Consider the following 20,444-nt stretch of genomic DNA (forward strand, 5'->3'; position numbering starts at 1 on the left):
TTACCCTGATCTCGTGGTACAGCCGGAGCCCGCCGTAGGAGGCGGCGACACAGATCGGCCGCGTGGTCGATTCTGGTGGCTCAAGTGGGTCGCCGGCGCCGTTCTGGTGGCGTTGCTCGTCGGCGAGGGCATCTATCTGTGGCCGCGGCTGCACGAGTCGTGGCAGGCGCTGGCCGAGATTCACTGGGGTTGGGTGGCGCTGTGCGTCCTGGCCCAGGCCGTCTCCCTCAGCGGCTACGGCCGGGTGCAGAAACAGTTGCTGCGCGCCGGTGGAGTGTCGGTGAGTCAGCGGAAGTCGGTCGCGGTGATCTACGGGTCGACGGCGATGGCGTTGACACTGCCTGCGGGACAGGTGTTCTCCACCGCCTTCACCTACAAGGAGACGCGGCGCTGGGGCGCGAGCCCCGTGGTGGCGTCGTGGCAGCTGGCGATCTCCGGGGTGATCGCCGCCGCGGGACTGGCTCTGGTCGGGGTGACCGGCGCGCTGCTGGTCGGCGGTTCGGTGAGCCCCTTCACGCTCCTCTTCTCGGTCGTGGGACTCGCCGCCCTGCTGTACGCGGGCCGGTATGTCTCGTCGCACCCGGACTCGATCGAGAACGCGGCCCGCTGGGTACTCGGCCGCGTGAACTCGGTGCGGGGCAAGCCGGCGAGCACCGGGATGAACATGGTCCGGACGACGATCGAGCAACTCGACTCGGTGCAACTCGGCAAGCGCGACGCCGCCCTCACGCTGGGCTGGTCGGCGGTGCATCGCACGGCCGACATCGTGTGCCTGGGCGCAGCCTGTTTCGCGATCGGCGCCGAACCCGTGCTCGCCGGTCTGCTGATCGCGTTCGCGGCGGGCAAGGCGGTCGCGACAATTCCCGGGGCGCCGGGTGGCCTGGTGTACGTCGATGCGACGCTCATCGCGACCCTCACGACGGCGGCGAGCATCAGCGCGTCGCAGGCGGTCGCGGCGGCGTTCGTCTACCGCGGGGTGAGCTTCATCCTGGTCGCGATCGTCGGCTGGATCGTCTTCGCATTCCTGTTCCGTGGGCACGGCCAGCAGTCCGAGACCCCGTCGTACGACGTCGAACTGGAGCGCAACGACTGACTCCGCGTCACCCGGCCAGATCTGCGGCCATGGCTTCGAGGTGGGCGCGGCTGATACGCGCGGCCGCCTCGACGTCTCCCGCCGCGATCGCCGCCACGAGCGCGGCGTGCTCGTCGGCGTTCGGTTCAGTGGGCCGGTCCCGGTCCCGGAGCCCCAGTAGACCGATCATGTCCACCATCGCGTCGGCGACACGGGGCACGAACGTGTCGAACAGTTCGGCCAGCACCGGGTTGTGCGCGGCGGTGACGATCGCCCGGTGCACCGCGGTGTCGGCGTCGACGAATTCTCGATCGGGCGCATCCGCTGCCGCCGCGCGGTGCTCGAGGGCGCGACGCATGGTCGCGATGTCCTCCTCGGTGGCGCGCACGGCAGCCAGGCGCGCCGCCTCGATCTCGATCGCTGCCCGAACCTCGACGACGGCCGCGATGGCCTCGCGCTGGAGCACACCCTCCCAACCGTCGTTCTCCGGTGCGGTGCGCTGGACGAACACCCCGGAACCCTGCCGCGCGCGCAACATGCCCTGACCCGCGAGCATGCGCAGCGCCTCACGGATCGTGGACCTGCCGACGCCGAGTTCGACGGCCAACGTCGTCTCGCCCGGCAGCTTCGCGCCGACTTCCCACTCCCCGGCCGCCAAACGACGTCGTAGCTGTTCGGCGGCCTGATCGGCGAGCAGGTTCCGGCTGAGCGCGGCGGTCAATCGATCTCCTCAGGTTGTCTGACAAGTTGTTTTCCTCTAGCTTAACCACCATGACGTTCCGCGGACTGCTTCTCGGTCGCCGCGGCGGGGCCTGAACGAACCGGCACCCCGCCGCGGGGTTCCGCCGCGCCGGTCGATCCTTTCGATCCGCACAGGAGCCACCGTCATGATCTGGAATCGCCAACGCCCGTCGTCCATGCCCAGCCACCGCTACCGCCCGCACTACGAGCGGGTATCGGTGCCGCTCGTCGAACGCTCGTGGCCCACCGCCCACACCACCGTCGCCCCGCTGTGGGTGCCGGTCGACCTGCGCGACGGCAACCAAGCACTCGCCGAACCGATGGACCCGACCCGCAAGCGTCGATTCTTCGAACTCATGATCGGCATGGGGTACAAGGAGATCGAGGTCGGCTACCCGTCGGCCAGCCAGACCGACTTCGACTTCGTCCGAGACCTGGCCGAGCACGGCCTGGTGCCGGACGACGTCACGATCGTCGTGTTCACCGCCGCCCGAACCGATCTCGTCGAGCGCACCTTCGAGTCGGTGCGCGGACTTCCGAACGTCGTGGTGCACATGTACACCGCGACGGCACCGACGTGGCGCGACGTCGTTCTCGGCCACGATCGGGACGCACTGCACCGCTTGATCTTCGACGCCGCGCAGGACGTCGCACGCTGCGGCGATCGCCAACCGGGCGTGCGCTTCGAGTTCTCTCCCGAGGTGTTCAACCTGACCGAACCCGATTACGTGCTACAGGTGTGCGACAGCCTCACCGACCTCTGGGATGCGTCGCCGGACCGTCCCGTGATCCACAATCTTCCTGCGACGGTCGAGATCTCGACGCCCAACGTGTACGCCGACCAGATCGAGTACATGCACCGGAACCTGGCTCGCCGCGAGTCGGTGATCCTGTCGGTGCACCCGCACAACGACCGGGGTACGGGTGTCGCATGCGCAGAACTGGCGGTACTGGCCGGTGCACAGCGCGTCGAGGGGTGCCTGTTCGGCAACGGCGAACGGACCGGCAACGTCGACCTGGTGACGCTGGCACTCAATCTGCACGCGCAAGGTGTCGACCCGATGATCGACTTCTCGGACATCGACGAGGTCCGGCGAATCGTGGAGTACTGCAACAGGATCGACGTACACGCCCGACACCCGTACGGTGGGGACCTGGTGTACACGGCCTTCTCGGGTACCCATCAGGACGCAATCAAGAAGGGCTTCGCGCATCACTACGCGTCGGCGGAGGCGGGCGGCGTCGATCCGGGACAGGCGCCGTGGGACGTGCCGTACCTGCCGATCGACCCACAAGACGTGGGACGCGACTACGAGGCCGTCATCCGGGTGAACAGCCAGTCCGGAAAGGGCGGGATCGCCTACCTGCTGCAGGAGGGCTACGGTCTCGATCTGCCGAGGCCGCTGCAGATCGACTTCGCCAAGCGGGTTCAGCACGCCACCGACGACAGTGGCGCCGAGATCACGGCAGAACAGTTGTGGGAATTGCTTTTCGCGGAGTACGGGTTCGACGGCAAGCTGGGCCCGTGGTCAGTCGATCATGGCGACGGCGGGGATCACCTGCGGGTGCACGCCGAATTCGACGGCGTGGCTGTCGACGGCGCCGCGTTCGCCGGTGGCCCCGTCGAGGCCCTCACCAAGATCCTGGCCGATCACGGCAGGCCGGTGGAGGTGCTCTCACTCGCGCAGCAGTCGGTGGGCGCCGGCAGCGCGGGACGGGCGGCGACGTTCGCCCTGTGCAGCAGCAACGGGGTCACGCGCTGGGGCATCGGATTCGACCAGTCGGTGACAGCGTCCGCATTGCAGGCGGTCCTGTCCGCCGGGGCCGGAAGCTGACGACGACTCCGGCCGGAACACAGCTCACCCGAGCGTGTTCCGGCCGGAGCCACCCGGTCAGCTCAGGTTCGCGGACAGCATGCTGCTGCCGGCACCACTCTTCAGCAGGTCGGCGATGATGGCGCTGCCACCGTCCATGTTGATGGTGGCGCTGCCGAGATCGAGCGCCTGACCGAGGCTGCCGAAGCCGCCCGGAGAGAAGACGACCTGGTAGCTGTAGGACAGCACTGCATCCTGGGCGGTGGCATCGAAGCACGCGCCGACGACGGCGTAGGCGCCCGGGGTGATCTCCTTGATCAGTCCGGTGTTGCCCTCGCCGCCGGTCGTGCTCTCCACGGTCGGCTCCGCGTCCGAGGTCGGGTTGCCGACGTAGTAGACCTTGCTGATGAGCTCCCCGAATCCGGGCCACTGATCCGTCGGCAGCGCGGCGAGCGGCAGCGCGTCGGTGGCGTTGAGCACGATGGGCAGGCACATGGAGTTCTGGCCGGTGCTCGTCTGCGTGACGGTCATGTCGATGACGCCGCCGACGACGTTCGCCGAGATCTTGGGGGCCGGCACCTCGGCCACCGGGTCGGCGGATGCGATACCCGGTGCAACCAGGGCGAGCGCACCTGCAGTCGCTGCAGCGGCGCCTACACAACGGGCAATGGTCGACTTCTTGGACAACTGCTTCTCCTCGCCTCAACGGAAATCACTGTTCATCACAGTTCCGCCGGAGCCGAGATCTCGGTTGGCAGAACCGGATTCGAAACACCCCACCAACGTTCGCGGGGATGGAGCACCAAAGCAGGCCGAACGTATCACGGAAACCTACTGAACGGTAGTAAGAATTTCGGCCTTCGGGACAAACGGGGTGAGGCCTCGGCGAGTGACGCGCATCACCACTGGTTGCGGAATGACGGCGACGGTGCGACCGTTGTAACCACAGTCTTTGAAGTTTCAACTACTTGCCCTCGGGAGCACACATGACCACTGCCGCCACCGCCCTGCCGAACCTCACCGCCGGAACCTGGGCCATCGACCCCACTCACTCGACCGTCGGCTTCGTGGTCCGACACCTCGTGGTGAGCAAGGTCCGTGGCACGTTCAATGACTTCACCGGTGCGATCACGGTCGCCGAGGACGGCACCCCGTCCGTGCAGGCCGAGATCCAGGTCGCGTCCATCGACACCAACAACGAGCAGCGTGACGGCCACATCAAGTCGGCCGACTTCTTCGACGTCGAGCAGTTCCCGACCGCCACGTTCGTCTCCACCGGCGTCCGCCCGGCCGGCTCCAACTTCGTCGTCGAGGGCGAGTTCACGCTCCACGGCGTCACCAAGCCCGTCGAGCTGGCGCTCGAGTTCCTCGGAGTCAACCCGGGCATGGGCAACGGCCCGGTCGCCGGCTTCGAGGCCACCACCACGATCAACCGCAAGGACTTCGGCATCAGCATCGAGATGCCGCTCGAGGGTGGCGGCGCCGTCGTCGGCGACAAGATCACCATCAACCTCGAGCTCGAGGCCGGCCTGCAGGCCTGATCCTCGCCTGAACGACGCACTCGCTGCGGCCACATCCCTCGGCCGTAGCGGGTGCGTTTTTCCATTCCCGAATCAGTCGACGGCGCCGCCGAACCACCGCACCATGTGACCGTCGAGATCCTGCTGATCGTCGCCGACCCACGCCACGTGTCCGTCGGGGCGAAGCAGGACGGCCGGCACGTCCAGTTCTGCATCGACATCGACAACATGGTCGACGCGAGAGGCCCAGTTCGCCACCGAGAGTCGTCCGGTGCGGTCCAGCAGTAGGCCGCGGCCGCCGTGCATCAGTGCGTAGAGACGACCCCGCGCCAGCTGCAGGTCCCGCATCCTACGGCCCACCAATTCGTGTCCGTCCCCGAAGTCGTAACGAACGCCGATCGCGGTGATCTTCTCGATCAGGTACCGGTTGACGTCCTCGAACTCGATCAGCTCCTCGAGTAGCCGTCGAACCGCCTGGGCGCCGGGTTCGACGGACATCAGCTCCATCTGCGCCCGAGTGTTGTCCAGCACCTCGGCGGCCACCGGATGCCGTTCATCGTGGTAGCTGTCGAGCAGCCCCTGCGGCGCCCAGCCGTCCACCTCGGCGGCCAGCTTCCAGCCCAGGTTGACGGCGTCCTGGATGCCGAGATTCAGTCCCTGCCCACCGGTCGGCGGATGAATGTGGGCCGCGTCGCCCGCCAGAAACACCCGGCCACCCCGGTAGTGCTCGGCCAGCCGGGTAGCGTCGCCGAAGCGGGACAGCCAGCGCGGTGAGTGGACGCCGAAGTCGCTTCCCGCGACGGCGCGCAGCTGCGCTTCGAAGTCTGCGAGCGTCGGCGGGGCAGCGTTGTCCTCCGCCAGCCCGTCGGCGGGAACGATGACGCGGTACGTCCCGTCCCCGAGCGGCATGAAGCCGAACCGCTTGTGGGTCTTGCGCACCTCGACCGTCGCAGCGGCCAGCGTCTCCGGCGGCACGGACACCGCCATCTCCCCCAACAGCGTCTCGACCCTGCTGGGCTCTCCGGGAAAGCCGACACCGAGCAGTCTGCGCACCGTGCTGCGGCCGCCGTCGCAGCCGACGAGGTACCGCGAGCGCAGATGTGTCCCGTCGTCCAGTTCCACGCTCACCCCGTCGTCGTCCTGGCCGAGCCCGACCAGTTCGCGGCCGCGACGGAATTCGGCGCCCAGTTCCACCGCCCGCTCGGCGAGGATGCGGTCGGTGACGGGCTGCGGAATACCGAGGACGTAGGAGTGGGCGGTGTCCAAGTCTTCGGGCCACCTGTCGCTGAGTCCCGCGAAGAACCCGCCGACGGTGAACTGCTTGCCTGCCGCGAGGAACCGCTCCAGCAGGCCACGCTGGTCCAGGATCTCGATGCTGCGTACGTGCAGGCCGAGCGCCCGGACGAACGCGGGTGGTTCAGTGCGTCTCTCCAGCACGAGCGTGCGCACGCCGTGCAGTCGCAACTCTGCGGCGAGCATCAGACCGGTCGGCCCGGCCCCGGCAATGATCACGTCGAACATGCGTCCCCTCCACCCTTTTCGATTCAGGCGGACGATTCTGCGGCACAACCGGGGCCTTGCCGCAAGCCCTCCACTCCGCTATAAGTTGAAAGTGGAAGGGATCGAGATTCGATCCTCCTTCCGGCTCGGCCGTGCGCTAGGACCCGAGCATCGACGTCGGCAGCGCCGCCGACCCGGTCGCGGGAGGTTGCGGCAGGAGCGTCAGACCCCCGGTGGCTGCCACCTCCACGGAGGGCTGGCTGACACTCTCCGAGCCGTTCTCGATGTGCCCCATCCACCCTCGCCGAAACGCCGGATCCTCGGTGAGTGTGAGAGCGGCGTCGTACCACCCCTGCTGCGAGGCAGCGATCCAGTAATGTTCCTCTCCCGCCGCCACCACGACGGAACTTCCTGTGAGCGTGGCGGTTACGTCACTCGCACCCTCGTTGGCCACGGCCACCCGCAACGTTCGATCGAGTGGATCGATCGTCGTGCGCACCTGCACCGTCGCGCCCGGCCCGGCCCCCGAACCGGCAAACTCACGACGGAAGCCGTTGGGGCCGACGATCGTCAAGTTATAGCCGTCACCCGGAACCGCAACATCGTGGCCCACGTCGCCGAGCACGTCGAAGTGTCGGGGCAGATCGAACTCGCCCGCATACGGGAACAACGCCAGGTGCACACTCTCGGCGCCGGTGTTGCGCATCGCCACCGACAGCACCTTCGATCCGGCGTCGAATACCGCGTTCGCGTCGGGCTGGTACGGAATCGCCCGTGCTGGGCGGGAACCGCTCTCCTGCAACGGCATCCGCTGATGCTCCGGGGGAGCAGGCTTCCAGCGCGGGGTCAGGGGCGGGGCGGGCGGCGGTGGGGTGACTGACGGCCGGGCACGTGGGGTGTCGAAGTCGAACGTCGACGTCAGATCGCCCGCGACGGTACGCCGCCACCCGCTGATCTCCGGTTGGGTGAATCCGAACCGCTTCTCCAGGAACTGCGTGATCGAGGTGTGATCGAACACCTGGGAGCACACGTATCCGCCGACGGTCCACGGCGAGATCACCGTCATCGGCACGCGCGGGCCGAACCCGAGCGGCTTGTCGCCGACATACTCGTCGGCGACGTCGCGCGGCGGGAGGGGCGGCGGTACGTGGTCGTAGTAGCCGTCGTTCTCGTCGAAGTTGAGGAATACCGCCGTCTTCGACCAGATTTCGGGGTCGGAGGCGATCGCGTCGAGCACCTTGTAGACCAGCGTGGCACTCGACGCCGGCGACGACGTCATCGGGTGCTCGCAGTCCACGGCCGACGGCACCAGGTACGACACCTGCGGCAGGGTGCCTGCCTCGACGTCGGCGCGGAACACGTCGGCGAGCGTGCCGGGCCGTTCCCGTCGCAGCGCCCGGTCGTACAGCCGACGGTCGGACGGATCGAGGCGTGCGACACCGTCGTCGAGGCATCGCAGCAGCAGGTTCTGGACGTCGGGCGACAGCAGCGGCAGCGCCGCGTACAGCGCTGCGAGTGTGGGGAACTGGTACGGCACCAACACCGGATGCCCGAGCAGTCCGTGCACGATCTCCTTGAACCGCACGAAGTATTCGAGGTTGTTGTCGGTGAAGTTGTCCCATTCCTGGTAGGTCCGCCAGCTGATGCCGGCTGTCTCGAGCCGTTCGGGAACCGTCGTCCAGGTGTATCCGCTGTGCCAGGGCATGTACGAGTCGTTGGTGACGGCACGCGAACCGTTCGACTCGAACCCGGTGTATCCGCTGATCCAGTAGTTGCGGTTGGGTGCGGTCGAGGTGGGCACCGAGCAGTGGTAGGCGTCGCAGACGGTGAACGACTCGGCCAGTTCGAACTGGAAGGGGATGTCCTGGCGGTCGTAGTGCGCCATCGTCGCGGCCGTCTTCGCCGTGATCCACCCGTCGTGCCAGCCGTCGGCGATCGCGGCCTGACCGCCGGCCCACTCGTGGTCGAGGGCGTCGACGTTCTGGATGTCCATGCGCTGCGCGTCTGCCGATTCCCTGATCGGGTACGGCACGACCACGGACGTGCGGTCGGGCTGTTCGTACACGGTCCGGCCGGTACGCAGTCGCAGCGCGTTGGGATCACCGAATCCTCGTACACCGCGGAGGGTTCCGAAGTAGTGGTCGAAGGCCCGGTTCTCCTGCATCAGCAGGACGACGTGCTCGATCGAGTCCAGTCCGCCCGGCGGCACCGGCGACGCGAGCGCGGCCTGCAGGGACGGTGGCAGCAGCGATCCGGCCGCCGCTACGCCCACGGCGCCGGCACCCAGGGACATGAACCGTCTGCGGGACATCTCGAACGTCACGTCTGGACCTCCTGGACAAGACGAATACGACACGCTTGCGCGGAGGTTATCGAACGCGTGAGCGCCCCGGAGGCGGATTCGTCGCACCCGCGATGAGTTTCGCGAGCAGGCCCGGTCTGTATGGCTGAGGCTCCACGCATCGGGTGTGGAGCGGCCACACGATCGGAGCCCGTCATGACCGCCGCCTTCCCCCACACCCGCACCGCCCCCGGTACCGCCACCGTGTCGCCACGTGCACGGCTCGTCGGCCTCGTCGTCACCGGCCTGGTGGTGGCATTTCTCGTGTCCGACGCCGTCATCCACCTCGCGAACATCCAGGCGGTCCGGGACTCGATGGTCGAGTACGGCTTCCCCGACTACGCGCCGTACGTGATGGGAATCGTGATGCTCGTGTGTCTGGCGCTGTACCTGCTGCCGGTCACGTCGATCCTCGGCGCCGTCCTGCTCACCGGCTATCTGGGCGGTGCGGTCGCGTGCAACATCCTCACCGAGCAGCCACTGTTCTCGACGATTCTGTCCCCGGTGTACGTCGGCATCTTCGTGTGGGGCGGGCTGTACCTGCGCGACGCCCGTGTCCGCACGATCATGCCGCTGGTCCGGGGGTGAGAGTCCACGCCTTACGACGGTGAGGACGGCCACTCCGCGGCTCGGCATAGGCTGATCGTCGTGAAGAAATACCTGCCTGCCGCCGTCGTCGACATCCTGTTCGTCGCCATCTTCGCCGCACTCGGCCGGAGGAGCCACGAGGAGGCCTCGACCATCGGTGGCCTGCTCACCACTGCGTGGCCGTTCCTGACCGGTCTCGCGGCGGGCTGGCTCGCCACGTTGGCGCTGTACCGCGACAAGTTCGATCCGCGACTGATGGTTCCGACCGGCGTGATCGTCTGGCTGTCGGCACTGGTGGTCGGCATGCTGCTGCGCGTGGTCAGCGACCAGGGCACCGCGTTCTCGTTCGTTCTCGTCGCGGCGTCGTTCCTCGCGCTGTTCCTGATCGGCTGGCGCGCTCTGTACCAAGCGGTCCGGAAGCGTCGTACTCTCGCCGGATCCCGCCGGTGAACAACCGGAACGGCGAGACCCCCGGAGGCGCGATGATTTCGAAGCTCGAACCGCAGGACACCGAGCCCGACCGGGGCTTCTTCGGACAACCGTTCGCGCTCGCGAACCTGTTCGGCGTCGAGATGTGGGAACGCTTCTCGTTCTACGGCATGCAGGGCATCCTGCTGTACTACCTGTACTACCAGGCGAGCGAGGGTGGGCTCGGCCTCGACAAGGAAGCTGCCACCAGCATCGTCGGCGCCTACGGCGGCACGGTCTACCTGTCGACGATCCTCGGCGCATGGATCGCGGACCGCCTCCTCGGCTCCGAGCGCACCCTGTTCTACTCCGCGTGCCTGATCATGTTGGGCCACATCAGCTTGGCGATCATCCCGGGACTCGCGGGCGTCGGCGTCGGACTCGTCCTCATCGCGGTCGGCAGCGGCGGGCTCAAGGCGAACGCCACGTCGCTCGTCGGGGACCTGTACGCCCCGGGCGACGAACGCCGCGACGCGGGCTTCTCGATCTTCTACATGGGCATCAACGTCGGTGGCCTGATCGGTCCGCTGCTCACCGGGTGGGCGCAGAAGAACTGGGGCTTCCACGTCGGATTCGCGCTCGCCGCAGTCGGAATGGCGTTGGGCCTCATCCAGTACACGCTCGGGCGCAAGCACCTGCGCGGGATCGGCGCTGCCGCCCCCAACCCGCTGCCGGTGACCGCTCGGCCGCGGGTCGCGGTCATCGCGATCATCGCTGTCGTCGTCGTGCTGCTGTTCTCCCTCACCGGGGTGATCTCTACCGGCAACATCTCGGAGATCGTCGTCGCGCTCACGATCGTCGCCGCGGTCGCCTACTTCGCGGTGATCCTGACGAGTCGACGCATCAGCCCCACCGAGCGCAGTCGGGTGTTCGCGTTCATCCCGATGTTCATCGCGAGCGCGGCGTTCTGGTCGCTGTTCCAGCAGCAGTTCACCACCGTCGCGATCTACGCCGACACCCGCCTCGACCGCAACCTGTTCGGCTGGGAGTTCCCACCCACCTGGGTGCAGTCCATCAATCCGGTGTTCATCATCATCTTCGCCGGTGTGTTCGCGACGCTGTGGACCAAACTGGGGACCCGCCAGCCGTCGTCGCCGATCAAGTTCGCGCTCGGCACCGGCATCATGGGCCTGGCGTTCCTGTGCTTCATCCCGATGAGCGGCGGCGGCCCCAACAGTGCTCCACTGTTCGGTCTGGCCGGGATCCTGCTGCTCTTCACGTTCGCCGAACTGCTGCTCTCCCCGGTGGGCTTGTCGCTGTCCACCAAGCTCGCGCCGGCCGCGTTCCACACCCAGATGGTTGCGCTGTTCTTCCTCTCGGTGGCGCTGGGGTCGAGCCTGGCCGGGACCTTGTCGCGCTTCTACGACGAGGACAACGAGGTGCCGTACTTCGCGACCATCGGCCTCGCGTCCATCGCCATCGGCGTGGTTCTGGCCGTGTTGTCACCGTGGATCCGACGCCTCATGCGCGGGGTCAACTGACCCCCGCGCCACCCCGCCCCGTCCCCCCGTCCCGCCCCGTCCCCCCGCCCCGCGTTTTGCGCACTTATCGCGAGAATTCCTGCCCCGAATCCGCGACAAGTGCGCAAAACGCGGGGTCGACGGACCATCAAGTCCCGGACGTAGCGGGAATCCGACACGCCTGACGATGTCCGACGCCGGTCAGGCCGGGATCGACACGCCCCTCCGCGACCGCGACGTGCTCCGGCAGCGCGTGTCGGACAAAGATCAACTGCATGCTCAGGCCCCGTATCCGGACGCGCCGGCCCGACTGAGCACCATCTTCGACAGCACCGCCCGATCCGACAGCCGCAGCACCGCGTCGACGAGTTCGACGACGTCGTTCACGGTGAGCATCGTGTCGGCGGGGATGCGGTCCTTGGTCCACTCCGACATGTCGGTGTCGACGTAGCCCGGCGCGATCGCCGTCGCGGAGATGCCGCTGCCCGACTCCTCCGCGTTGAGCGTCTCGACGAGAGACAGCAGCGCGGCCTTGGTGGCCCCGTACACCGCGAGGTTCGCCTCGGCATACACGCCGGTGATCGACGACACCGCAACCACTTTCGCGCCGCGCCCGGGGTTCTCCTCCGCGCCCTTGCGCAGCAGTGGGAGCGCACGCTGCAACAACGCGAACGGCGCCGTCAGGTTCACCGCGACGGTCTTGTCGAACCGGCGCATCGGGAACTCCCCGATCGATCCGGCCGTACCTACTCCGGCGTTCAGGATCAGCGCGCGTAAGGATCCGAAGTGTTCCTCGTGGGCGGCCACAAGCGCATGCGATGCTTCGGGATCGGCCATGTCGGCGGCCACCACGACGACGTCCGTCGCGCCGGCATCCCTCAACCCGGCCGCGACCTGGTCGAGCCGGGTCCGGTCGCGGGCCGTGATCGTCAGCCCGTAGCCCCGCTCGGCGAGCCGACGGGCGATCCCCAGCCCGATTCCCCGTGACGCACCGGTGACCAGCGCACTGTCGGTCATCGATGCCCCTCCACCGCAGCCAGTCCGGCAGCGACGAGCGGCGGTACCGCCTCGCACGCGTGCGCGAATCCCTCGCCCGTCGTGGCTCCGGCGCGATGTCGATGCGTGATGCCCTCGGCGATCACCGCGAGCTTGAAGTTGGCGAGACCCAGATAGAAGCCCCAATGGTCGAGGTTTCGGCCGGTCGCCGTCGAATACTGCTGCGCCATAGCGTCGGCCGACGGCAACCGTGCACTCGTCCACGCTGCTGGTTCACCGAGGATGACGTCGAGCGCGGGATGCCGGTAGACGCACATCTGCGCGAGGTCGGCGAGCGGATCGCCGAGTGTGGACAGTTCCCAGTCCACCACGGCGAGCAGGCGGCCCGGGTCTTCGGCGGCGACAAGCGTGTTGTCGATCCGGTAGTCACCGTGAACGATTGCGGTCTGTGACTGCTCGGGGACCGAGTCCGCGAGTCGCGCATGCAACCGGTCCAGGTCGGGAAGCTCCCGGGTCTTGACCCGGTCCCACTGCCGCGCCCACAACTCCACCTGGCGTGTCAGGTAGCCGCCGGGGCGACCGAACGACTCGAGTCCCACCGCGCGATGGTCGACGGCGTGCAGCGCGGCGAGTACCCGCACCAGTTCACCTACGCACGAATCGATCTCGGAGCCGGTGAGCGTGTCGAGATCATCGACGGTGCGGATCACCCGACCGTCGACGAAGCCGGTGACCGCGAAGGGTGCACCCATCACCGCATCGTCTTCGCACAGCGCGATGGTGGGCGCCACGGGGACCGCCGATCCCTGCAGCGCTGCGCAGACCCGGAACTCGCGGGCGACATCGTGCGCCGACGGCGTCAGGCCCGCGGTCGGCGGCCGGCGCAGCACCCAGCGGGACGCGTCGTCGGACACCTCGAACGTGAGGTTCGACTTGCCGCCCGAGATCAGTCGGGCCCGCAGGTCCCCCGCCGTCGTCACCCCTCGATCGTCGAAGAAATGTTGCAGTGCAGCCAGATCCAGACCGTCGAGTTCTGCAATCTTCATGCCCGCCCCTCCTCGCGCGCGGCCCGTTTCGCCTTGCCGACGACGCGCTTCGCGAGCGCCCAGCGGTGCACCTCGGACGGACCGTCGTACACCCGGAACGGGCGCACCTCACGGGACAGCCTGGCTAGCGGCAGATCACCGGACACGCCCATGCCACCGCACATCTGGATGGACCGGTCGACGATCCGGAAGATCGCCTCCGACCCGAAAGCCTTGGCAATCGACGTCGAATCCGACGCGGCACCGCCCTGGTCGAGTTCCCAGCACGCGCGAGTGAGCAGTGCGCGCGTCGCGGCGATGTCGATCTCGTTGTCGGCGACCATCTTCTGGATCATGCCGAGGTCACCGAGCCGAGAACCGAAGCCGTCCCGGCGGGCGACGTAGTCGACGGCGACGTCGTGCCCACGACGCGCGGCGCCGAGCCAGCGCATCACATGCGTCATTCGGGCGGGACCGAGACGCACCTGCGCGTAGGCGAACCCCTCGTCGACCGCTCCGAGCACTGCGTCGTCGGGCACGAAGAGGTCCTCGAAGAACACCTCGCAGTGCCCACCGATCATCGCCCGGTCGAGGGTCTCGATGTGGCGGCCTACCCGGATGCCCGGCGACGCCGCGGGCGCGAGGAACATCGTCGCGCCGCCGCGGTCCCCCGGCACGCCGGACGTCCGGGCCATGACGATGAAGAATCCGGCACCGTCGGCCCCGGTGATGAACCACTTGTGGCCGTTGATCTTCCAACCGCCGGGCGCCTTCTCGGCCCGGGTGGTGAGAGCCGACGGATCGGATCCGGCACCGGGCGCGGGCTCGGTCATCGCGAAGGCCGAGCGCACCTCGCCGCGCGCGAGGGGCGCCAGGAACTGCTCCTTCTGCGCCGCGCTCGCGACATGTGCGAGCAGGTGCACGTTGCCCTCATCAGGGGCCGCGATGCCCAGCGCCGTCGGCCCGAACAGCGAGTACCCGGCGGCCTCGAACACCGGAGACCGATCGCTCATGTTCAGGCCCAGGCCCCCGAACTCGACCGGCGCGTGCGGCGAGAGCAGTCCTCGCCCCTTCGCCTCGGCCTGCAGTTCGACCCGCAGGCCGTCCCCACCCGCGGCGGTGATGTCGCCACCGTGGGCATCCTCGGCCGCCAGGACCACGTCCTGCACGAACTCCCGGGTTCGTTCGACGAGTCCGACCACCTCGGGCGAATACGACAGGTCCACAGCCACGCCAGATCCTCCATCCGCTTCACCGACCGATCGATCGCTCGGTAGCCATGACGGTGCCACGGACCGTGCCGGAGGTCAAGGCTTACGTGCGGTGGTCAGTCGGCGCCGACGCTGCCGCGGGCGATCGCGAGATAGCGGTCGACCAGGGCGTCGGGACTCAGCGGGCCGTCGGGTCGGTACCAGCCGGCGACGGCGACACACATCGTCGTGACGGCCCGACTCGCGTCGCCCGGGTAGGACGTGCGGAACTCACCCGCAGCCGCGCCCTCCTGGACGATCGAGTCGAGAATCCGTTGCTGTTCGTCCCGCAATCCGACGAAGGCTTCCCGTGCCCGCGGCTCCATGCTGCGCATCTCGGTGGATGCGACGAATGCCTGCTCGCGCCGGAACATGTGGAACCGCAGCAACGATTCGACGACGGCGTCGAACTGCTCGCGGGGCGCCGGCCCAGCATCCGCGAGTGCCCGTCTGCTGCGGTCGAGCAGATCCACCATGCTCCCCTGCGTCAGAGCCACCAGCAGGGCCTGCTTCGACGGGTAGTGGTGGTAAAGACCGGGGACCGACAGCCCTGCACGCGAGGCGATCTCGCGGATCGATGCGCCCTCGTAGCCGCGCTCCGCGAACAGGTCGAGCGCAGCCGCGAGCGGACCCGGCAGCGCGGCGTCGCCGTAGTGCCGCCACGAGCCGGGAACCGAGTCGGTAGTCATGTCTACACCGTATGCGCCGCGGAACCGTTCTTCGCGAGGTGCCGGGCGAAGGTGGGCGAAGGCAGGTTGGTCAGTACGTCGCCTACCTCTCGATGGGCTTCGCGATCTCCCGCATCAGCAGGTCGGTCATCTTCAACGCCCGGTCGCCGCCGTCCGCGTCCGCGACGAAGACCGCGAAGGCGAGGTCGCCACGCGATCCGAAGAACCAACGGTCCGAGTCGTTACCGGAGGCCACACCCATGAGGTCGGGGTACCCCTTGAGGAACGACGCGGAGCCCTTCTGGACGTTGTCGCGCATCGTGTTCCGCAACTGGTCGGTGACGGCCGCCGGGAGCGGACCCTCGACGTCCTTCGCGGTTGCCTGCTGTCCCTCGACGATCATCGGCATCGGGGCGCTGCCCCGGGCGACGGAGGCCGCGACCATCGCGAGACCGAACGGGCTCACCTGCGGGTCCGCACCGTGCTTCGACTTCATCACCTGATCGACGCCGGACTGCGACGCTGTCAGCACCGCGGTTTCCGGCTCCAGTCCCGGCATCTCGTAGTCGAGCCCGATGCCGAGCTGCCGGCCCGCCCGCTCGAGGTCGTCGTCGCTCACATCCTTGGGGTCGACTCCGGCCTGCGCGGCGGCGGCGGTACGCACGAGGTCCAGCGAGTTGCCGGCCGGGTACAGCCCACTGAACACGATGGGGCCTTGGTCGATCGCCTGATTGTTCTGTGCGGCGGCCACGACGGCACCGGTCGACGGACGGACCGCGACGATCACCGACGGCGTGCCGACACTGACCACCGCGTTCTCGGCGGCCAGTTGCAGCCCCGAGTCGAGAGTGGCCTTGATGTCGGGTCCGGGCGGCCCCTGATAGCCCACCTGCTGCTGCGCCGCACCGTCGGGATCGAAGATGTTGACGGCCCAGCCCGCGGTGGCATCGCGGTTCGCCTGCCACACCTTGCGCAGCGGGTCCAGCAAGGGGGTGACGATCCGTCGGTCCGTCGTGATCAGCTTGGGCTGCTTGTCCACGATGACTCCCGGAATACCCGAGAGGCCCTTCTCGAGGTACTGGAAGTCCTGGTCACGCAGCAACACTGCGACGACGCGCTGGCCGGGCTTGGCTGCCATGTCCTTCCGCATCGAGTCCCCGGTGATGAGTGGAGCAACGGGTTCGAGTGCCTTCGCGAGCCGATCGGTAGTGGCGACCTGATCGGGCATCGACGCCGGGTCCAGAGTGATTGCGTTGATCGTCTGCTCCGCCATCAGGGGGTTACCGGCGCCGTCGAACACGCGCGGCGGGGCGGCATCGGTGCGCTCGTAGTGCACTGTGCGTCCGTGTCCGAGCGCAGGAGCGAGCAGGGTGGGATCCCACGAGATGCGCCATCCGACGGCGAGCTTCTTCACGCCCCCGTCGACGAAGTAGCTCCAGTCCTTGCCCTCACCGAAGTTCCACGACGCGTCGACGGTGAAGAAACCGGAGTCGCCGTTGAGTTCCATGAACTGGGCCACCGTCCACGTCGAGTCCTTCGCGTCGAGCCCGTCGAACATCTGCTGGATGGACTCCTCGGCAGCGTTCGGGTACGACGTGAGCTCGGCCGCGGCCTCGGCATCGCGATCGTTGAGGGCACGGACGAATCCACTGACGACCGACTGCGCGCTCGCGTCGGGCTTGTCCCCCACACAGGACACGAGCGCGACGGCCAGGACGGCTACTACGCCGAGCGGCAGGGCGATCGCACAGCTACGCCGGACGCGGGGCGAGGCTCGGAAACCCATGGTCACAATCCTCCCGATTGTCACATCAGCAACAAGCACGGATCGCGTACGAAGGGGTCACGATTGCGCCACTGGCGCTCGGTGCCGATACCCACTCGTTACTTCCGCGCCGCGTCGGGAGCGACGTGGGACTACCGGAGGAACCGACCGGCAGCTTCCAGCGCGGGACCCGAACTATCTGCTCCCGCAACGAAAACCGCGAAAGCGAGATCACCGTTCATACCCACGAACCAACCGTGTGGGCGTGTGCCATCACCGTACTCCGCAGTGCCTGTCTTGCCCTCGAGGTTTTGTATATCGGCGAGAATCCTGGCGGTCCCGTCCGTGACCGTCTCGCGCATCATCGAACGCAGCGCCGCATCGACGTCGGCGGGGGTGGCGTCGACGGTGCGATCGGCGACGCCCGGCTTGCCGACGATCATGGTCGGCGCCGGCGTCGACCCGTTCGCGATGGAGGCCGCGACGAGGGCCATCCCGAACGGCGACGCGGTCACCTCGCCCTGCCCGATCGCCGACTCGACCCGTTCGGCCGGCGACTCTGCCGAGGGCACCGAGCCCGTGACGGTCGTGAGCCCCGGCGTCATGTAGTCGACGCCCAGACCGAACTGGAGCGCGGCCTGTTGCAGCGCGTCCGGCGGCAGCGAGACGGCCAGCCGACCCATCGTCGTGTTGCACGAGTGCGCGAACGCCGAGTGCAACGGCACGGAACCGAGATCGAAGTTGTCGTCGTTGGGGATCTGGCGCCCCTCGATGTTCTCGGTGCCCGGACACGGCAACACGGTGTCCGGGGTGACCTCTCCGTCCTGCAGCGCCGCCGACGTGGTGACGGTCTTGAACGTCGAACCCGGCGGGTACAGGCCGGTGAGCGCGACCGCACCCTGCGCGTCGGCGGGCGCGTTCTGCGCCACCGCCAGCACGGCGCCCGTCGACGGCCGCAGTGCGACGATCGCGGCGGGTTGCGGCACACTCGCGAGCGCGTCCTCGGCCTTCGTCTGCAACCGCAGATCCAGCGTGGTGTCGACGTCCGGGACCGTGGCCGCGTCCTGCCCGGCCAGACGACGGGTCGTTCCGTCCGCGTTCACCATCTGCACGGCCCATCCGGCCGCGGCGTCCTGCTGCTCCTGCCACACGGTGGTCAGATCGGCGAGCACCGGAGACGACAGCGCGCGATCGACCGTCAGCAGTCGCGTCTGCTCGACCAGTTCGACACCCGGGATCGCCGCGAGTTGAGCTCGGACGGGCGCAATGTCCGCTTCGCGCAGGGTGATTGCATTGACAGGTTTGCCGTCGGACTTCGCGAGTTCCGCGCGCAACGACTCGGCCGTGACGGTGGGGGCGATCGGCGTCAGCAGTCCGGCCAGCGCCGAGGTGTCCGCCGGCGGTTGCATGTTCACCAGTGTGACCACCTGCTGCGTCATGATCGGTTGCCCGTCGCTCGCGACAACCTCGGCCGGCGTTCCCGACGTCGGGGTGAACCGGACGGTGGAGCCGGCGCCCAGGCCGGGGGCCAACAGCGCGGGATCCCACGCGATCACATCGCCCGCGACTCGCCCCTCGGTGGAGTACTGCCACTGCTTGCCCTCCCCGAAACTCCAGTCGGCGGCGAGCGTGAACGCATCGCCGTTCTCGGACACCGTGAACGAACGTCCCTGGGCGTCGAGACCGTCGAGCATCGCCGTGATGGCCTTCGACGCCGCTGCGGGGTCGCTGGTCAGATCGGCGGCCGCCTGCACGTCGCCGCTCGCGAGCGCGTCGGCGAATCGCTGCTCGGGAGAGGGTTCGGAACCGCCGCACCCGGACAGGACGAGGGCGGAAGCCACGGCCAGAGCGGTCGCGGTGGTGCGGGGGCCGAGTCGCGAGACAGACATGGTCCCGATGATGCCCGAGAAACAGACCCCGTGGACGGTGGCGCCGCCGTTCGAACGGAGTAATCATGTAATCAGTGCAGTAAGCATTACCCGATCGGCTCGAAGGAGGACGATCATGGGAAGGGCACACGGCCACGGCGGATTCGGACCCGGTGGCCGCAGATTCGGAAGACCCGGAGGCTGGCAACAGGCCGACGCACCGGATGCGTCGGACGCCCCGGATTGGTTTGCGGGACGGCTACCCGACGACTGGTTCACCGGCCCCGCCACCGTCGAGGTGGATCGCGAGGAGATCGTCGTGTTCGGCGAACTCCCCGCCGACGAGACGGAGGACTCCACAGCGGCCGAGGACGGCCGCGTCGCTCGCTTCCGGGAATCGACCCGGCCGGCGCGCATGCAGATCGCGGACGAGGCCGAGGCCCGCTACGGGCGCAAGGTCGCGTGGGGAGTCACGATCGGTGATCGGCGAATCCTGTTCACGCACCTCGCTGTTCCGGTGATGACGCGGCTACGCCAGCCGGAGCGCAAGGTGCTCGACACGCTCGTCGACGCCGGCGTCGCGCGCTCCCGGTCCGACGCGCTGGCGTGGACGGTCAAGCTCGCCGGGCAGCACGCGCAGGAGTGGCTCGCCGAATTACGGGAGGCGATGCGCAAGGTCGACGACCTCAGATCGGAGGGACCGCAGATCTAGTGGAGCACTCAGAGCGCGACCTCGTTCAGACGTCCGGTCGCGACGTCGAACACGAAGCCGCGCAACGACTGCGTGAGCGTCACGAAGGGACTGGCATCGATCCGGCGCAGCGACTGCCGCACATCCTCCTCGAGGTCGGGGAAGGACTCGGCCGACCAGTTCGGCTTGATGCCGGTCTCGTTCTGGATGTCGCGCTTGAATGCGTCGTCGGTGAACGTGAGCATTCCGCAATCGGTGTGGTGGATCAGGATGATCTCGCGCGTTCCGAGGAGGCGCTGACTGATCGCGAGCGATCGGATCTCGTCGTCGGTGACAACCCCGCCCGCGTTGCGGATCACGTGTGACTCCCCCGCACCCAGGCCGAGGATCCCGTACACGTCAAGGCGCGCGTCCATGCACGCGAGGACGGCGACGTGCTTGCTCGGCGGCAGCGGCAGCGGGCCGGTGAACGTCTCGGCGTAGCGCTTGTTGTTCTCGAGGTATTCGTCGGTGACCGTCATCGGCGTCTCCCGGGTTGCTGGGGGGTCGAGCAGGGGTCGAGTACCCGCACACGTCCTCCATGATCGTCGCGCCCGCCCGCCCGCGGAACCCTTCCGCTCGCTTCGAGCGGAATAAATGGGTTGCGCGGTGGTTGAACCGGCCATACCGTGGTCGAC

At 68.0% G+C, this 20,444-nt stretch carries 18 protein-coding genes; 7 read left to right on the forward strand and 11 right to left on the reverse strand.

The window, feature by feature from the left end; all coding sequences use genetic code 11:
- Positions 1-13: 13 nt before the first annotated feature.
- The gene (locus C8K36_RS20785; RefSeq protein WP_107986489.1) at positions 14-1,093 is read left to right on the forward strand and encodes a lysylphosphatidylglycerol synthase transmembrane domain-containing protein; all 1,080 of its coding nucleotides are present in this window, start codon (positions 14-16) and stop codon (positions 1,091-1,093) included.
- A gap of 7 nt (positions 1,094-1,100) precedes the next feature.
- On the opposite strand, the gene C8K36_RS20790 is transcribed toward C8K36_RS20785, so the two are convergent.
- Positions 1,101-1,793: a FadR/GntR family transcriptional regulator gene (locus C8K36_RS20790; protein WP_107986491.1), complete on the reverse strand. Its 693-nt coding sequence runs from the start codon at positions 1,791-1,793 to the stop codon at positions 1,101-1,103.
- Positions 1,794-1,959: 166 nt separating this feature from the next.
- Here C8K36_RS20790 and C8K36_RS20795 point away from each other — a divergent pair, with 166 nt between their 5' ends.
- The gene (locus tag C8K36_RS20795) at positions 1,960-3,648 is read left to right on the forward strand and encodes a 2-isopropylmalate synthase (protein ID WP_107986493.1); all 1,689 of its coding nucleotides are present in this window, start codon (positions 1,960-1,962) and stop codon (positions 3,646-3,648) included.
- Positions 3,649-3,705: 57 nt separating this feature from the next.
- Here C8K36_RS20795 and C8K36_RS20800 read toward each other — a convergent pair whose 3' ends face one another.
- Positions 3,706-4,314 (reverse strand): hypothetical protein, encoded by a 609-nt coding sequence (locus tag C8K36_RS20800; protein ID WP_107986495.1) that lies wholly within the window; start codon positions 4,312-4,314, stop codon positions 3,706-3,708.
- 299 nt (positions 4,315-4,613) lie between these two features.
- Between C8K36_RS20800 and C8K36_RS20805 the strand changes: the two genes are divergently transcribed.
- Complete coding sequence (locus C8K36_RS20805; RefSeq protein ID WP_107986497.1) at positions 4,614-5,168, forward strand: YceI family protein; 555 nt, start codon at positions 4,614-4,616, stop codon at positions 5,166-5,168.
- A 72-nt stretch (positions 5,169-5,240) separates the two neighbouring features.
- Here the strand turns inward: C8K36_RS20805 and rox are convergent, their stop codons facing one another.
- Together rox and C8K36_RS20815 are read right to left on the reverse strand one after the other, a co-directional pair.
- On the reverse strand, positions 5,241-6,668 hold the full coding sequence (gene rox / locus C8K36_RS20810; RefSeq protein ID WP_107986499.1) for a rifampin monooxygenase: 1,428 nt from the start codon (positions 6,666-6,668) through the stop codon (positions 5,241-5,243).
- 136 nt (positions 6,669-6,804) lie between these two features.
- Positions 6,805-8,970: a phosphocholine-specific phospholipase C gene (locus C8K36_RS20815; RefSeq protein WP_258195525.1), complete on the reverse strand. Its 2,166-nt coding sequence runs from the start codon at positions 8,968-8,970 to the stop codon at positions 6,805-6,807.
- Positions 8,971-9,144: 174 nt separating this feature from the next.
- Here C8K36_RS20815 and C8K36_RS20820 point away from each other — a divergent pair, with 174 nt between their 5' ends.
- From C8K36_RS20820 to C8K36_RS20830, 3 genes are read left to right on the forward strand one after another with little or no spacing between them, the layout of a single operon-like run.
- Complete coding sequence (locus C8K36_RS20820) at positions 9,145-9,576, forward strand: DoxX family protein (protein WP_107986501.1); 432 nt, start codon at positions 9,145-9,147, stop codon at positions 9,574-9,576.
- Between the two features lie 60 nt (positions 9,577-9,636).
- Positions 9,637-10,026 (forward strand): DUF3054 domain-containing protein, encoded by a 390-nt coding sequence (locus C8K36_RS20825; RefSeq protein WP_107986503.1) that lies wholly within the window; start codon positions 9,637-9,639, stop codon positions 10,024-10,026.
- Between the two features lie 32 nt (positions 10,027-10,058).
- A complete protein-coding gene (locus tag C8K36_RS20830; RefSeq protein WP_107986651.1) occupies positions 10,059-11,525 on the forward strand; it encodes a peptide MFS transporter in 1,467 nt (488 codons plus the stop codon).
- 258 nt (positions 11,526-11,783) lie between these two features.
- On the opposite strand, the gene C8K36_RS20840 is transcribed toward C8K36_RS20830, so the two are convergent.
- The 6 genes from C8K36_RS20840 to C8K36_RS20865 all read right to left on the reverse strand — a co-directional run bounded on the left by C8K36_RS20840 (position 11,784) and on the right by C8K36_RS20865 (position 19,097).
- Positions 11,784-12,521: an SDR family NAD(P)-dependent oxidoreductase gene (locus tag C8K36_RS20840; RefSeq protein ID WP_107986505.1), complete on the reverse strand. Its 738-nt coding sequence runs from the start codon at positions 12,519-12,521 to the stop codon at positions 11,784-11,786.
- On the reverse strand, positions 12,518-13,546 hold the full coding sequence (locus tag C8K36_RS20845; protein ID WP_107986507.1) for a phosphotransferase family protein: 1,029 nt from the start codon (positions 13,544-13,546) through the stop codon (positions 12,518-12,520). The genes C8K36_RS20840 and C8K36_RS20845 overlap by 4 nt, the downstream gene beginning before the upstream one ends.
- Complete coding sequence (locus tag C8K36_RS20850; protein ID WP_107986509.1) at positions 13,543-14,757, reverse strand: acyl-CoA dehydrogenase family protein; 1,215 nt, start codon at positions 14,755-14,757, stop codon at positions 13,543-13,545. Before C8K36_RS20850 ends, C8K36_RS20845 begins: the two co-directional genes overlap by 4 nt.
- A 95-nt stretch (positions 14,758-14,852) precedes the next feature.
- Positions 14,853-15,464: a TetR/AcrR family transcriptional regulator gene (locus tag C8K36_RS20855; RefSeq protein WP_107986511.1), complete on the reverse strand. Its 612-nt coding sequence runs from the start codon at positions 15,462-15,464 to the stop codon at positions 14,853-14,855.
- An 82-nt stretch (positions 15,465-15,546) separates the two neighbouring features.
- Positions 15,547-17,229, reverse strand: a complete 1,683-nt coding sequence (locus C8K36_RS20860; RefSeq protein ID WP_258195526.1) for an NTF2-like N-terminal transpeptidase domain-containing protein — start codon at positions 17,227-17,229, stop codon at positions 15,547-15,549.
- Between the two features lie 131 nt (positions 17,230-17,360).
- Positions 17,361-19,097, reverse strand: coding sequence for a penicillin-binding transpeptidase domain-containing protein (locus C8K36_RS20865; RefSeq protein ID WP_107986513.1), 1,737 nt, complete (start codon positions 19,095-19,097; stop codon positions 17,361-17,363).
- A 115-nt stretch (positions 19,098-19,212) separates the two neighbouring features.
- Here C8K36_RS20865 and C8K36_RS20870 point away from each other — a divergent pair, with 115 nt between their 5' ends.
- A complete protein-coding gene (locus C8K36_RS20870; protein WP_107986515.1) occupies positions 19,213-19,788 on the forward strand; it encodes a hypothetical protein in 576 nt (191 codons plus the stop codon).
- Between the two features lie 8 nt (positions 19,789-19,796).
- Here the strand turns inward: C8K36_RS20870 and C8K36_RS20875 are convergent, their stop codons facing one another.
- Complete coding sequence (locus C8K36_RS20875) at positions 19,797-20,288, reverse strand: beta-class carbonic anhydrase (RefSeq protein WP_107986517.1); 492 nt, start codon at positions 20,286-20,288, stop codon at positions 19,797-19,799.
- Positions 20,289-20,444 lie beyond the last annotated feature (156 nt).

Origin of the sequence: Rhodococcus sp. OK519, assembly GCF_003051005.1 — a bacterium.
Taxonomy (GTDB): domain Bacteria; phylum Actinomycetota; class Actinomycetes; order Mycobacteriales; family Mycobacteriaceae; genus Prescottella.

Coding starts and splice junctions, on each gene's coding strand:
- C8K36_RS20795 (WP_107986493.1), top strand. CDS start 1,960: ATGATCTGGAATCGCCAACGCCCGTCGTCCATGCCCAGCCACCGCTAC.
- C8K36_RS20805 (WP_107986497.1), top strand. CDS start 4,614: ATGACCACTGCCGCCACCGCCCTGCCGAACCTCACCGCCGGAACCTGG.
- rox (WP_107986499.1), bottom strand. CDS start 6,668: ATGTTCGACGTGATCATTGCCGGGGCCGGGCCGACCGGTCTGATGCTC.
- C8K36_RS20820 (WP_107986501.1), top strand. CDS start 9,145: ATGACCGCCGCCTTCCCCCACACCCGCACCGCCCCCGGTACCGCCACC.
- C8K36_RS20830 (WP_107986651.1), top strand. CDS start 10,059: ATGATTTCGAAGCTCGAACCGCAGGACACCGAGCCCGACCGGGGCTTC.
- C8K36_RS20840 (WP_107986505.1), bottom strand. CDS start 12,521: ATGACCGACAGTGCGCTGGTCACCGGTGCGTCACGGGGAATCGGGCTG.
- C8K36_RS20845 (WP_107986507.1), bottom strand. CDS start 13,546: ATGAAGATTGCAGAACTCGACGGTCTGGATCTGGCTGCACTGCAACAT.
- C8K36_RS20855 (WP_107986511.1), bottom strand. CDS start 15,464: ATGACTACCGACTCGGTTCCCGGCTCGTGGCGGCACTACGGCGACGCC.
- C8K36_RS20860 (WP_258195526.1), bottom strand. CDS start 17,229: ATGGGTTTCCGAGCCTCGCCCCGCGTCCGGCGTAGCTGTGCGATCGCC.
- C8K36_RS20865 (WP_107986513.1), bottom strand. CDS start 19,097: ATGTCTGTCTCGCGACTCGGCCCCCGCACCACCGCGACCGCTCTGGCC.
- C8K36_RS20870 (WP_107986515.1), top strand. CDS start 19,213: ATGGGAAGGGCACACGGCCACGGCGGATTCGGACCCGGTGGCCGCAGA.
- C8K36_RS20875 (WP_107986517.1), bottom strand. CDS start 20,288: ATGACGGTCACCGACGAATACCTCGAGAACAACAAGCGCTACGCCGAG.